This is a genomic window from Ruegeria sp. ABD4_443, from assembly GCF_056160865.1.
In genome coordinates this window covers 371964-384260 of record NZ_JBSWYA010000001.1, presented here as the reverse complement: position 1 = coordinate 384260, position 12297 = coordinate 371964, and the positions used below count along the sequence as shown (strand labels likewise).

General features: G+C 63.0%; 13 protein-coding genes. 9 read left to right on the top strand and 4 right to left on the bottom strand.

Translation table 11 applies throughout. From position 1 onward, the window contains the following. The first annotated feature begins 3 nt into the window (after nt 1-3). Genes ACXAG8_RS01920 through ACXAG8_RS01910 form a run of 3 tightly spaced genes read left to right on the top strand, consistent with a single transcriptional unit; the run spans nt 4 to nt 3012 of the window. The gene (locus ACXAG8_RS01920) at nt 4-1470 is read left to right on the top strand and encodes a leucyl aminopeptidase (protein ID WP_475221691.1); all 1467 of its coding nucleotides are present in this window, start codon (nt 4-6) and stop codon (nt 1468-1470) included. A gap of 5 nt (nt 1471-1475) precedes the next feature. Further along, nucleotides 1476-1931: a DNA polymerase III subunit chi gene (locus ACXAG8_RS01915; RefSeq protein ID WP_475221690.1), complete on the top strand. Its 456-nt coding sequence runs from the start codon at nt 1476-1478 to the stop codon at nt 1929-1931. 34 nt (nt 1932-1965) lie between these two features. Further along, nucleotides 1966-3012, top strand: coding sequence for an aldo/keto reductase (locus ACXAG8_RS01910; RefSeq protein ID WP_475221689.1), 1047 nt, complete (start codon nt 1966-1968; stop codon nt 3010-3012). A gap of 86 nt (nt 3013-3098) precedes the next feature. Here ACXAG8_RS01910 and ACXAG8_RS01905 read toward each other — a convergent pair whose 3' ends face one another. Continuing rightward, on the bottom strand, nt 3099-4085 hold the full coding sequence (locus tag ACXAG8_RS01905; RefSeq protein ID WP_475221686.1) for a GlxA family transcriptional regulator: 987 nt from the start codon (nt 4083-4085) through the stop codon (nt 3099-3101). A gap of 133 nt (nt 4086-4218) precedes the next feature. Here ACXAG8_RS01905 and bcoG point away from each other — a divergent pair, with 133 nt between their 5' ends. The 3 genes from bcoG to ACXAG8_RS01890 all read left to right on the top strand — a co-directional run bounded on the left by bcoG (nt 4219) and on the right by ACXAG8_RS01890 (nt 7468). Beyond that, the gene (bcoG, locus tag ACXAG8_RS01900; RefSeq protein WP_475222399.1) at nt 4219-5139 is read left to right on the top strand and encodes a 3-dehydrocarnitine:acetyl-CoA trimethylamine transferase BcoG; all 921 of its coding nucleotides are present in this window, start codon (nt 4219-4221) and stop codon (nt 5137-5139) included. Between the two features lie 104 nt (nt 5140-5243). Continuing rightward, on the top strand, nt 5244-6710 hold the full coding sequence (locus tag ACXAG8_RS01895) for a carnitine 3-dehydrogenase (RefSeq protein WP_475221684.1): 1467 nt from the start codon (nt 5244-5246) through the stop codon (nt 6708-6710). Next, the gene (locus tag ACXAG8_RS01890) at nt 6707-7468 is read left to right on the top strand and encodes an SDR family oxidoreductase (RefSeq protein ID WP_475221682.1); all 762 of its coding nucleotides are present in this window, start codon (nt 6707-6709) and stop codon (nt 7466-7468) included. The genes ACXAG8_RS01895 and ACXAG8_RS01890 overlap by 4 nt, the downstream gene beginning before the upstream one ends. 33 nt (nt 7469-7501) lie before the next feature. Here ACXAG8_RS01890 and ACXAG8_RS01885 read toward each other — a convergent pair whose 3' ends face one another. Then, nucleotides 7502-7684: a hypothetical protein gene (locus ACXAG8_RS01885; RefSeq protein ID WP_475221680.1), complete on the bottom strand. Its 183-nt coding sequence runs from the start codon at nt 7682-7684 to the stop codon at nt 7502-7504. 98 nt (nt 7685-7782) lie between these two features. After that, the gene (locus tag ACXAG8_RS01880) at nt 7783-8655 is read right to left on the bottom strand and encodes a helix-turn-helix domain-containing protein (protein ID WP_475221679.1); all 873 of its coding nucleotides are present in this window, start codon (nt 8653-8655) and stop codon (nt 7783-7785) included. 108 nt (nt 8656-8763) lie between these two features. Here ACXAG8_RS01880 and ACXAG8_RS01875 point away from each other — a divergent pair, with 108 nt between their 5' ends. From ACXAG8_RS01875 to ACXAG8_RS01865, 3 genes are read left to right on the top strand one after another with little or no spacing between them, the layout of a single operon-like run. Further along, nucleotides 8764-8967 (top strand): DUF2061 domain-containing protein, encoded by a 204-nt coding sequence (locus tag ACXAG8_RS01875; RefSeq protein ID WP_475221677.1) that lies wholly within the window; start codon nt 8764-8766, stop codon nt 8965-8967. Next, on the top strand, nt 8960-9865 hold the full coding sequence (locus ACXAG8_RS01870) for a fatty acid desaturase (RefSeq protein ID WP_475221675.1): 906 nt from the start codon (nt 8960-8962) through the stop codon (nt 9863-9865). The genes ACXAG8_RS01875 and ACXAG8_RS01870 overlap by 8 nt, the downstream gene beginning before the upstream one ends. A 21-nt stretch (nt 9866-9886) precedes the next feature. Continuing rightward, nucleotides 9887-10789 (top strand): EamA family transporter, encoded by a 903-nt coding sequence (locus tag ACXAG8_RS01865; protein WP_475221674.1) that lies wholly within the window; start codon nt 9887-9889, stop codon nt 10787-10789. Nucleotides 10790-10847: 58 nt separating this feature from the next. Here the strand turns inward: ACXAG8_RS01865 and ACXAG8_RS01860 are convergent, their stop codons facing one another. Continuing rightward, nucleotides 10848-12230: a DEAD/DEAH box helicase gene (locus ACXAG8_RS01860; protein WP_475221672.1), complete on the bottom strand. Its 1383-nt coding sequence runs from the start codon at nt 12228-12230 to the stop codon at nt 10848-10850. Nucleotides 12231-12297 lie beyond the last annotated feature (67 nt).

Genomic DNA, 12297 nt, shown 5'->3' with positions numbered 1-12297 from the left:
GCGATGAGCAGTCTGGTATCGATCCGTTTTCAGGCCTTTGATCTGGAGGAAATGGCCCAGGCCGAAGGCCGTGTCGTGATCATCATTCCCGCCGAGGGCAAGATGGGCCCCGCGGCACGGCGGGCCAACAGGCTGACACGCGGCGCCGTGGCGCGATTGGTGGAAAGCGACCGTTTCGCCAAGGCCAAATCGGGCGACGTAGTCTCGCTGGCCTGGCCCGCCGGAATGGCGGCCGAGGCGCTTGATGTCCTGGTCCTGCCGCGACGCCCCGATACGGACGAGGCCCGCAAGGCCGGTGCCGCGATTGCCAAATGCGCCGCGGGCAAGCCGGTTCTGGTGATGGCGGCCAACCAGGTCCGGACCGAAGATCTGGCCATGGGCATTGCGCTGCGCAGCTATGATTTCGATGCGCACAAGACCAAGGAATCGGACGCGCCCGGCGGGGTTGTCATTGCCCATTCCAAACATGCCGAGGTCGAGGCCGGGTTTGCCCCGCTTTATGCGGTTGCCGATGGCGTGCGCATGACGCGGGACCTGACCAACGAGCCTGCCAATGTGCTGACGACAACCGCATTCGCCGATCGCCTGGCCGAGATGGAATCGCTGGGCCTGACCGTCGAGGTGCTGGACGAGGACAAGCTGGCCGAACTGGGCATGCGCACCTTGCTGAGCGTCGGCCAGGGGTCGGACAGCCCGTCCAAGGTGGTGGTCATGCACTGGAATGGCGGCGACAAGGACGACGCGCCGCTGGCGCTGGTCGGCAAGGGCGTTGTCTTTGATACGGGTGGAATATCGCTGAAGCCTGCCGCAGGCATGGAAGACATGACCATGGATATGGGCGGCGCGGGTGTCGTTGCAGGCACCATGCGGGCGCTGGCCAAACGCAAGGCACAGGCCAACGTGGTGGGGCTGGTCGGCCTGGTCGAGAACATGCCGTCGGGCAATGCCACGCGGCCGGGCGACGTGGTCCGCTCGATGAAGGGGGACACGGTTGAAATTATCAATACGGATGCCGAGGGGCGGTTGGTTCTGTGTGACGTGATGTGGTACGCGCAGGAACGGTTCAACCCTGTCGGCATGGTTGATCTGGCCACGCTGACCGGGGCGGTGATCATCGGGCTGGGGCACGAGAATGCCGGTGTCTTTTCCAACAACGATACGTTCTGTGATGCCTTCCTCAAGGCCGCCCGGGCCGAGGACGAGGGCGCATGGCGTCTGCCGCTGGGCAAGAAATACGACGATATGCTGAAATCGCGGATTGCCGATATGAAGAATGTCGGGGGACGGCCTGCGGGCTCGATCACGGCGGCGCAGTTCCTGCAACGGTTCGTCAAGGACGGCACGCCGTGGATTCACCTGGATATCGCGGGGGTGGCCTCGGTCGCGGCCGAGACTTCCTATGCGCCCAAGGGGGCGACCGGGTGGGGCGTGCGTGCGCTGAGCCGGTTTGTGGCGGATAATTTCGAGTAGGTTTCGTGGGCGCCGTCTATTTCTATCATCTGACCCGGCAGCCGTTGGAACGGACTCTGCCGGTGCTGCTGGACAAGGCCCGGCAGGCCGGGTGGCGCATCGCGGTGCGCGGAACCGACGCGGCGCGGCTGGACTGGCTGGATGAAAGGCTGTGGTCAGAGCCCGCAGACGGGTTTTTGCCGCATGGTTGCGCAGGTGGGCCCCATGACGCGGATCAGCCGATTTTGCTGACCACGGGGGCTGCGGCCAATGACCCGGCCTGTGTGATGGCGATTGACGGCGCGCCCGTTGACCCGGACGAGGTGGCGGGGCTGGAACGCGTCTGCATCCTGTTTGACGGCAACGATGACGCGGCCGTGCAGCATGCTCGTGGCCAGTGGAAGACACTGACCGGCGCCGGGTGCGCGGCGCAATACTGGTCCGAGGAAAGCGGGCGCTGGGAAAAGAAAGCCGAGGCATGAGCCGCGGCATTGACCAAATTCAGGAGATTTCGGAATGGAAATGAAGCCTTTGGGCCGAACGGGGATCATGGTGTCGGACCTGTGTCTTGGAACCATGACCTTTGGAACGCAGACCACCGAAGCGGACGGGCATCGCCAGATCGAGATGGCGCTGGAGGCGGGGGTCAACTTCCTAGACGCCGCCGAGATGTATCCGGTCAACCCGATCTCGAAAGAGACCGTGGGGCGTACCGAAGAGATCCTGGGGAACTGGAATGCGGCCAACCCGTCGCGGCGGGGTGACTATGTTCTGGCGACCAAGCATTCGGGGGCAGGGTTTGCTCATGTTCGTGACGGGGCCCCGATCTCGGCGCAGACAATCCCGCAGGCCGTCGAGGGGTCGCTGAAGCGGTTGCAGACGGAATATATCGATCTGTACCAGTTCCACTGGCCCAATCGCGGAAGCTATATGTTCCGCCAGAACTGGGATTACGCGCCCTCGGGCGACAATTCGCAGGATGTTTTGGACAATATGCAGGCCTGTCTTGAGGCGCTGGCCGCGCAGGTGGACAAGGGCAACATCCGCGCGTTCGGCCTGTCGAATGAAAGCGCCTGGGGCACTGCGCAATGGCTTAGGCTGGCGCAGGAAACCGGCGGCCCGCGCGTGGCGTCGGTTCAGAACGAGTATTCGTTGCTGTGCCGCCTTTACGATACGGACATGGCCGAGCTGAGCATGCATGAAGATGTGGGCCTGCTGGCGTTTTCGCCATTGGCGGCGGGTTTCCTGACCGGGAAATACCAGGATGGCGCCGTGCCGGGGGCCTCGCGCATGTCGATCGTGCCGCAAATGGGCGGGCGGAATACGGATCGGACATACCAGGCAGTTGCAGCCTATCTGGATATCGCCGAGCGTCACGGCCTGGACCCGGTCCACATGGCGCTTGCGTGGTGCCAGGCGCGGCCTTTCATGCTGTCGGCCATATTCGGGGCGACCACGGTGGCGCAGCTGGAGCATATCCTGGCGGGCAAGGATATTGTCCTGTCCGAGGCTGTGATGTCCGAGATCGCGGCCGCGCATCGCGCCTTTCCGATGCCGTATTGATGTGGCCAAGGGGTGCAGGGGGCGCTACCCCCGACGCCTGCGGCGTCTCCCCCGGGATATTTTTGGCCAGATGAAGCGGGATCCCGTCAGTGATGGGTGGGATGGGCGCGTTCCTGCCTGAGGTCGCGCGCCGAAAGCCCGTGGGCGGTGCGGAAGGCGCGGGCAAAGCTGGATTGCGACCCGAATCCTGTGGCCAGCGCCACGTCCAACAGAGACATGTCCGTATCGGTTACCAGGCGGCGCGCCTCGGCCAGGCGCAGTTGCAGGTAGTGATCCTGAGGCGTGGTGTCGAGGCGCAGCCGGAACTGTTGTTGCAGGGTGCGCGGGCTGGTGCCCAGCGTATCGGCGATCTGGGCCAGCGGCAGCGGGTCGTCCAGCGCGGCCTGCATCAAGGCATTGGCCCTGGCGGTCAGTGCAGTGTGGCGGTGCGGCGCGCCGGTGCGGCTTTGCGGTTTGCCGGGATCGGATGTGCCGTCATAGAGGAACAGGCCCGAGACGCGGGCGGCAAACCCCGCCCCGTGGCGGGCTGCGATGATGTGCAGCATCATATCGACCGCGGGGATCGCGCCGCCTGAGGTCAGGCGGCGGTCGGATACTGTGAACCGGTCGGGGCGGACATCCACATTCGGAAAGCGGGCGGCGAAGTTTTCGAGGTCTTCCCAATGGGTTGTGGCGGGGTGGTGGTCCAGCAGCCCAGCCTCAGCCAGCAACCAGGGGCCGCCGTCAATCCCGGCCAGGGTGGCGCCGGTGGCCGCAATGCGGCGCAGCCCGGCCAGCAGGCTGGGCGTGGCGTGGCGGGCCAGTTGGAACCCGGCGACGACGATCAGCAGGTCGCAGGTTTGCAACCGCGCCAGCGGGGTGCCCGGCACCTGCAAGGCGCTGGTCAGCACGGCCGGTTCGGCCGTCGCGGTGATATAGTCCCAGTCAAAAGCCGGGCGGTCGGCCAGGCGGTTGGCCGCGCGCATCGGGTCGACCGCAGAGGCGAAGCTGAGCGTGTTGCAGTCATCCAGCACCAGCACAGCGGTTTTCAGGGCGCGGTGTTCGGGCTGTAGTATGTTTTTTGCGGATTGCATCAAGTTCGATTCGTATTTTGCCAAGTTCTTTGGCCAAGGCTGCGTCAGAGTCGGGGCGAAACGCAAACCGATATCGGGGGACAAGCCTGGGGAAAACAGGCCGCGAAACCGGGTATAACTTGGGGAAAACATGATGCCTCTGGAAATGAACCGCGACGTTTTCATCACCTGCGCCGTGACCGGATCGGGGGGGACGCAGGAGCGCAGTCCGCATGTGCCGCGCTCGCCCGCGCAGATTGCCGAAAGCGCGATTGCCGCCGCCAAGGCGGGGGCGGCGGTGGTGCATTGCCATGTGCGTGACCCCGAGACCGGGGTGCCGAGCCGCCGGCTGGATTTGTACCGGGAGGTCACGGACCGGATTCGGGATGCGGAAGTGGATGTGGTTCTGAACCTGACGGCTGGCATGGGGGGCGACATCGTTTTTGGGGGCGTCGAGAGCCCGTTTCCGGTGAACGCGGCCGGGACCGATATGGTCGGCGCGAGCGAACGGGTGGCGCATATTGCCGAATGCCTGCCCGAGATCTGTACCCTGGATTGCGGCACCATGAACTTTGCCGAGGCAGATTATGTGATGACCAACACGCCCGGTGCATTGCGGGCGATGGGGCAGATGATGACCGATCTGGGGGTGAAGCCCGAGATCGAGGCCTTTGACACCGGCCACCTTTGGTTTGCCAGGCAATTGGTGAAAGAGGGTATTTTGGAGCCCGACGCCCTGGTGCAGCTTTGCATGGGTGTTCCCTGGGGCGCGCCGGATGATCTGAATACTTTCTTGGCGATGGTGAACAACGTGCCTGAGGATTGGACCTTTAGCGCCTTTGCCCTGGGGCGGCACCAGATGGCATTCGTGGCCGCTTCGGTGTTGGCGGGGGGGAATGTGCGTGTCGGACTGGAGGATAACCTGTGGTTGGACAAGGGGGTGCTGGCCGAGAACTGGCAGTTGGTCGAGCGCGCGGGCAGTATCATCGAAAACATGGGTGCGCGCGTGATTGGACCGCAGGAGGTGCGCGAGAAGCTGCGCCTGGAAAAGCGGGCGCCGGTGTCGAAGGGGTGATTGGTGGTGCCTTGGGGGCCAGCCCCCAAACCCCCGGAGTATTTTGCAAAAGATGAAGCAGCGATGGCGGGTGGGGTTTCAGACTGCGCCTGTCAGGAGGTTTGATGATGAAGACAGCAGCAATCATTGGCGGCGGGGTGATCGGTGGCGGATGGGCTGCCCGGTTTTTGTTGAATGGCTGGGATGTGCGGGTTTTTGACCCTGACCCCGAGGCTGAACGCAAGATCGGAGAGGTTCTGGACAATGCGCGGCGGTCGTTGCCCGGTCTGAGTGATGTGCCGATGCCGCCCGAGGGCAGGTTGAGTTTTCATGGCGACATGGGGGAGGCTGTCCGCGGCGCGGCATGGATTCAGGAGAGCGTTCCCGAGCGGTTGGATTTGAAGCGCAAGGTCTATGCCGGGGTGCAGGCGGCATGTGATCCGGGCGCGATCATCGGGTCATCGACCAGCGGGTTCAAGCCGTCCGAGTTGCAGGACGGTGCGTTGCGGGCAGGGCAGATCCTGGTGACCCATCCATTCAACCCGGTCTATTTGCTGCCCCTGGTCGAGTTGGTGCCGACGCAGGCGAACGCGCCCGAACTGGTGGCGCGGGCGCGGGAGGTTTTGACATCGGTCGGGTTTTTCCCGCTGCAGGTCAGGAAAGAGATCGATGCCCATATTGCCGACCGGTTTCTTGAGGCCGTCTGGCGCGAGGCGTTGTGGCTGGTCAAGGACGGGGTCGCCACGACCGAGGAGGTCGACGAGGCGATCCGTATGGGGTTTGGTATCCGCTGGGCGCAGATGGGGCTGTTCGAGACCTATCGCGTGGCCGGTGGCGAGGCCGGGATGCGGCATTTCATGGCGCAGTTCGGCCCGGCGCTGAAATGGCCGTGGACCAGGCTGATGGATGTGCCCGAGTTTACCGACGCGTTGGTCGACATGATTGCCGATCAGTCGGATGCGCAGTCCGGCATGCATTCGATCCGCGAGTTGGAGCGCATTCGCGACAACAACCTTGTGGGCATGATGCGGGCGCTCAAGGTGCAGAACTATGGCGCCGGGGCGGTGCTGAACCAGCAGGATGAACGTCTGAAACCCGGTGCGCTGCCGACGCTGGACCAGGCGGATCTGAGCCAGCCGATCCTGACGCTGGCCCGTGCCGTTCCGTTGGACTGGACCGATTACAACGGCCACATGAACGAGGCGAAATACCTTGAGGCTTTTGCGGCGGCGACTGACCGGTTCATGGAAATCATCGGCTGCGATATGGAATATATCGCCACGGGTGGCAGCTATTTCACCGCCGAGAACCATATTCGTTACATGAATGAGGTTCATGCCGGTGCCAGGATCGAAATCCGGACCCAGATGCTGTTGGGGCAGGGCAAGAAGCTGCACGTGTTTCACAGCATGTATTCCGGCGATGTGCTGTTGGCGACGGGCGAGAGTTTTTTGCTGCATGTCAGCCTTGAGACCCGCCGCCCCAGTGCGCCGTCACCGCAGATCGAGGCCGCGATGGCGCGGGTTGCCGAGGCGCAGGGTGATTTGCCCTATCCGGACGGGGCGGGCGCGGCGATCCGCATGCCGTCATGACGGGGCGGGTTCTGATAACGGCCGGGGCCTCGGGGGTTGGGCGCGCCATGGCCGACGCCTTTGATGCGGCCGGGGCCCGCGTCTGGGTTGCGGATGTTGACGCCAAGGCACTGGCCGATTGTCCGGCGCAGTGGCGCAGGTCCGTGGTCGACGTGACGGACGAGGCTGCGGTGGCCGGCCTGTTTCAACAGCTTGAGGCCGATTGGGGCGGGTTGGATACCCTATGCGCCAATGCGGGCATTGCGGGACCGACCGCGGCGGTTGAGGATGTTCTCTTAAGCGACTGGAAAGACTGCGTTGCCGTCAATCTTGAGGGCGCGTTCCTTTGTGCGAAACATGCGGTTCCCCTTTTCAAGAGGCAGGCGAGCGGCGCGATCGTTATCACCGCGTCCACGGCCGGTCAGTTTGGCTATCCGAACCGGGCGCCTTATGCGGCTGCGAAATGGGGGGTGATCGGGCTGGGCAAGACCCTGGCGATGGAGCTGGGGCCGCACGGGATACGGTGCAACATTATCTGCCCCGGTGCCGTCGAGGGCGCGCGCATGGAAGGCGTGTTGCAACGCGAGGCGCAGGCCAAGGGCATGACCCGTGATCAGGTTTACGCGGGCTATGCCTCGGGCACGTCGATGGGCCGATTTGTAGAGGCGCGCGACATCGCGAATATGGCGGTCTTCCTGGCCTCGGACGCGGCGCGGCTTGTGTCGGGGCAGGTGATCGCGGTCGATGGGCACACGGTCAACCCCGACCCCAAGCTCTGAGCGCTGGTTGGCCCCCGGGCCGCATCGCAGTTATTACCCTTGATTGGGGCCGCGAATCTGCCGGATCGTACGGCGCACGGCCAGCCAGTCCTGGGCTTGCCGGGCCTCGCCTGCGGCTTCGCATTCGCGCATTTTCCGGGCGGCTTCGGCCTCGGCCTGGTCGCCGTGGACCGAGTACAGGGCGCGTGCATATTGGGCGGTTTTGAGTGCATCCATTGGTATCATCCTCCGTTCATGGTCGGATCGTCCGAATGTTCGTGCAGGGTGATTATATCATTGGATCGCCAAAATGACACCTTTCGCAGCCAAAGCGGTCACATCTCGGCATCGGTGATGGCTGCGCGCAATTGCTGCAGATACGCCGGAAAATGCCTGGCCGTCATGTCCGCCTGGCGCACCAGCGTGTCGAAATGCCTACTGAACAGCTCGATCCGGTCCCGGTCGCGAAAGGCCATATAGTGACTTCCGGCATAGAACACGCACAGCAACGGGCCAAAGATCGTCATCGGCGCGCAATAAAGCCGTTTGGCATCGTACAGGTATATCCGCAGACGGGGATAAAGCTGGTCGCACAGGTCCAAAAGGTGATCTATCTGGTCCAGCCGGACCTGCCTGTCCAGCCCCGCGTAATAGCCCGAGGCATGGGCAAAGCTGTCGACTTCATACAGGGGAAGGGCGATTTCGTAATCGGATTGGGCGCTGCGCATCCATGTCAGCCGGTCTGCTGAGGCCCCGATCGCCTGGTCTGCGGTCCGGCCCAGATGGGGGGCATATTCCCATTCCAGAACGGCGCGGGTTTTCAACATGTCCGGCAGCGCCGCAGGTACATAGCGGATCTTGTAGCCCGCGGCCTGTTGGTGCCATTCGAAAATGCGTTCATCGACAAGGGCGCGGGGGGCTTCGGTCATGGTCAGGGAACTGGCCAGCAACTCGGCCGCGCTTTCGGGCCTGTCTGACAGGCTGAGCAGCCAGTCCGCCGACACCCCAAGGGCCGAGGCGCAACTGCCGATGACATGGGCGTTGGGCAACCGGGCCCCGTCATCGGTCAGCAGCTGCGAAACCGTGGACCGGTCGACCCCGATCATCCGGGCCAGGGCGCTTTGACTGACGCTGCGGTCTTGCATTGCGCGCGCCAGGCGCAGCCGGAACTGCGCAGCGCGGTCTCGTTTGTCCAGTTTTTCCTGCATGTGGTGGTAAATATCACAGATGTAGAATTTTGTTAATCATTTACCGAATGTCCCCCTGTGCTGTTCGAAAGTAACTCTTGGGAAACAAAAACGAATATGGGGTTCGGAATGGAGACACGTCACAGGTCAGTCGTGAAGGCCGTCATCTGGAATGCGATGGGGCTTGCCGTGATGGCGCTTGTCGGGCGTATCGCCACGGGATCGGCGGCGATGGGCGGGGCGCTGGCTGTGGTCAATACCGGCATCGGGCTGACGATGTACGTGATCTATGAGCGCATCTGGGCCGGTATTTCCTGGGGGCGCAATGGCTGATCCCCTACGCATGCCCGACAAGCCCGAATGGGGCACATTTGCCCTGATCATTGGCTGCTATGTCGTCTGGTTGGTCGTGATCCACTGGGGCGCAGACTGGTCGGTCGGGGCTGCGATCCCGGCCATGGCCCTTGTTGCGGCATTGCATTCCTCGCTGACGCATGAAGCGCTGCACGGTCACCCGTTCCGGGCCAAATGGCTAAACGAAGCTCTGGTGGCGTTGCCGCTGACGTTGTTCATTCCCTACAACCGGTTTCGCGATCTGCATCTTGCGCATCACATGGATGCGACTCTGACCGACCCCTATGACGACCCGGAATCCAACTATCTTGATCCCGCCGTGTTTCAGGCGCTGCCGGGGTGGCAGCGGACCGTTCTGTCGGCGAATAACACGTTGCTGGGGCGGATGGTTCTGGGGCCGGCAATCGGGCAGGTGGCATTCCTGCGCGATGAATGGCGGGGGCTGCGGCGTGGCGACCGCGCCATATTGCTGGCATGGGCGTTGCATCTTCCTGCGCTTGGGGTCGTTTTGTGGATCGTGGCACAGTCGCCGATGCCGGTCTGGGCCTTTGTCATCGCGGCCTATTCGGGGCTGGGGCTGGTCAAGATCCGCACCTTTCTGGAACATCGCGCCCATGAAAAGTCCCGCGCAAGAACCGTCATCGTCGAAGATCGCGGAGTTCTGTCTTTTCTGTTTCTCAACAATAACCTGCACGTCGTTCATCACATGAACCCCTCGGCCCCGTGGTACCGTTTGCCCGGGCTGTACCGGGCGGACAGGGACAGGTATCTGTCTTGCAACGAGGCCTATGTCTATCGCTCGTATGCCGAGGTGTTTCGCCGGTATTTCTGGCGGGCCAAGGACCCTGTCGCGCATCCACTCTGGCCAAAGCCCTGAATTGCGGACAAAAGGGAGCCCATGAGCTTGTGGATTCCCGTCACTCTGGCTGCGGCGACCTTTCAGACGGTCCGTTTTATGCTGCAAAAATCCCTGAGCAGCATCAGGCTGACCGCATCCGGGGCGACCTTTGCCCGGTTTGCCTATTCGGCACCGCTGGCCGTCGCGGCGCTGTGTGCGGTTCTTTTGCTGGGCGACCGGGACCTGCCGCAGATGAACATGCTGTTTGGCGTGTTCGTCGTGGTTGGCGGCATCGCGCAGATACTGGCAACGATCTGTGTCGTGGCCCTGTTCAAACAGCGCAATTTTGCCGTGGGGATCACGTTCGCCAAGACCGAGGTGATCCAGACGGCGCTTGTCGGGTTCGTGGTGCTGGGCGATACGATCTCGGGCGGGGCAGTGATTGCGATCGGGCTTGGGCTGTGGGCGGTTCTGCTGCTGTCAAAGGTGCCGGGCGGGTCGGGGGTCTGGTGGCGGCACCTGACGAACCGGGCATCGCAACTGGGGCTGGGGTCAGGCCTTTTGTTTGCCTTTTCCGCCGTCAGTTACCGGGGCGCGTCATTGCAATTGGCGGATGGTGACGCCTGGTTTCGGGCGCTGGTCACGCTGGCCTGCGTGACCGCGTTTCAACTGCTCGGCATGTGGGTCTGGCTGATGTGGCGCGACCGGGGGGAATTGCGGGCCGTTTGGGAAACGCGCCGCACCGGCATCTTTGTCGGCCTGACCAGCCTGAGCGGATCGTTCTGCTGGTTCCTGGCCTTCACGTTGCAGAATGCGGCCTATGTCAAGGCGGTCGGACAGGTCGAGCTTGTCCTCAGCCTGCTGGCCTCGACCCTGGTCTTCCACGAGACCATAACCCGGCGCGAAATCGCCGGGATCACGATATTGGGGCTGTCGATACTGGTGCTGGTCCTGACGATCTGAACCGCCCGGACCGGCTGTCGCCAGCCCGGAGGCAAGAGGGCAGGTGAGGCGTCCGGCGTTACCCGGCGCGGCGTTCATCAAAGCTGAGCGCGATAAAGCTGGGCAGGTGGTCACCCATGCCGACAACCGCCGGACCCTTGTCATCCTTGCGATTGCGTCCGCGGCCCCGAGGCTCTTTGTCCTTTTTCCCGTCGCCTTTCCTGGCGTCAGATTTCGGCTCGGGCTTGTCATCGGCCGGTTTGGAGCGGGATTTGCGGTCAGATTTGGGCGCGTCTTCGGTGCGTTCCTCGATCTTGACCGGGTTTTCCAGGCGCGGGATCTCTTTCTGGATCAGCTTTTCGATGGCATCCAACGCCTTGTCGTCGCGGGGCACGCAGATGGTGATCGCCTTGCCCTCGCGTCCGGCGCGGCCGGTTCGACCGATGCGGTGAACGTAATCCTCGGCATGGCTGGGGACGTCAAAGTTGAAGACATGGCTGACCGAGGGCACATCAAGCCCGCGCGCGGCCACGTCGGACGCCACCAGCAACCGCAAGCTGCCATCGCGGAATCCGTCCAAAGTTCGCATGCGCTGCGACTGGTCCAGGTCGCCATGAATAGCGGCCGCGTCATAGCCATATTTCTTGAGCGATTTCGCGCAGATATCCACATCCGTCTTGCGGTTGCAGAAGATGATTGCGTTGGTGCAGCTTTCGCCTTCGGCGTCGATCAGCGCCCGCAGAACCTTGCGCTTCATGCTGGCTTCGCGGTCGCGGCGGCCTGCCTTGAACTGGACCACACCCTGTTCAATGGTCTCTGACGCGGTGGCCTGGCGGGCAACTTCGATCCGGGCAGGGGCCGACAGGAACGTGTCGGTGATCCGCTCGATCTCGGGCGCCATGGTGGCCGAAAAGAACAGGGTCTGGCGGGTAAAGGGCGTCAGCGAGAAAATACGTTCGATATCGGGGATGAACCCCATATCCAGCATCCGGTCGGCCTCATCGACGACCATGATCTGCACACCGGTCAGCAGCAGCTTGCCGCGTTCGAAATGGTCCAGCAACCGGCCCGGCGTGGCGATCAGAACATCGACGCCGCGATCGATCAGGGCCTCTTGTTCCTTGAAGCTGACGCCGCCGATTAGCAGCGCCTTGGTCAGCTTGAGATGCTTGGTGTAGGTGTCGAAATTCTCGGCCACCTGCGCGGCCAGTTCCCGTGTCGGGCACAGCACGAGCGAGCGCGGCATGCGTGCGCGTGCGCGGCCACGGGCCAGCAGGGTGATCATGGGCAGGGTGAAACTGGCGGTTTTGCCGGTCCCGGTCTGCGCAATACCCAGGACATCGCGCCCTTCCAGCGCATGCGGAATAGCGCCTTCCTGAATCGGGGTAGGGGTTTCGTATCCGGCTTCCTCAATGGCTTTGAGGACCTTCGGGTTCAGGTTCAGTTCGTTGAATTTTGTCATTTATGTCCGGTTCATGCGGACACTAGACCTGGCCCGCGCGTCTGAAAAATGCCGGGCCCGGATGGCC

Coding starts and splice junctions, on each gene's coding strand:
- bcoG (WP_475222399.1), top strand. CDS start 4,219: ATGCCTCTGGAAATGAACCGCGACGTTTTCATCACCTGCGCCGTGACC.
- ACXAG8_RS01860 (WP_475221672.1), bottom strand. CDS start 12,230: ATGACAAAATTCAACGAACTGAACCTGAACCCGAAGGTCCTCAAAGCC.
- ACXAG8_RS01905 (WP_475221686.1), bottom strand. CDS start 4,085: ATGCAATCCGCAAAAAACATACTACAGCCCGAACACCGCGCCCTGAAA.
- ACXAG8_RS01885 (WP_475221680.1), bottom strand. CDS start 7,684: ATGGATGCACTCAAAACCGCCCAATATGCACGCGCCCTGTACTCGGTC.
- ACXAG8_RS01870 (WP_475221675.1), top strand. CDS start 8,960: ATGGCTGATCCCCTACGCATGCCCGACAAGCCCGAATGGGGCACATTT.
- ACXAG8_RS01865 (WP_475221674.1), top strand. CDS start 9,887: ATGAGCTTGTGGATTCCCGTCACTCTGGCTGCGGCGACCTTTCAGACG.
- ACXAG8_RS01895 (WP_475221684.1), top strand. CDS start 5,244: ATGATGAAGACAGCAGCAATCATTGGCGGCGGGGTGATCGGTGGCGGA.
- ACXAG8_RS01875 (WP_475221677.1), top strand. CDS start 8,764: ATGGAGACACGTCACAGGTCAGTCGTGAAGGCCGTCATCTGGAATGCG.
- ACXAG8_RS01880 (WP_475221679.1), bottom strand. CDS start 8,655: ATGCAGGAAAAACTGGACAAACGAGACCGCGCTGCGCAGTTCCGGCTG.
- ACXAG8_RS01910 (WP_475221689.1), top strand. CDS start 1,966: ATGGAAATGAAGCCTTTGGGCCGAACGGGGATCATGGTGTCGGACCTG.
- ACXAG8_RS01920 (WP_475221691.1), top strand. CDS start 4: ATGAGCAGTCTGGTATCGATCCGTTTTCAGGCCTTTGATCTGGAGGAA.
- ACXAG8_RS01890 (WP_475221682.1), top strand. CDS start 6,707: ATGACGGGGCGGGTTCTGATAACGGCCGGGGCCTCGGGGGTTGGGCGC.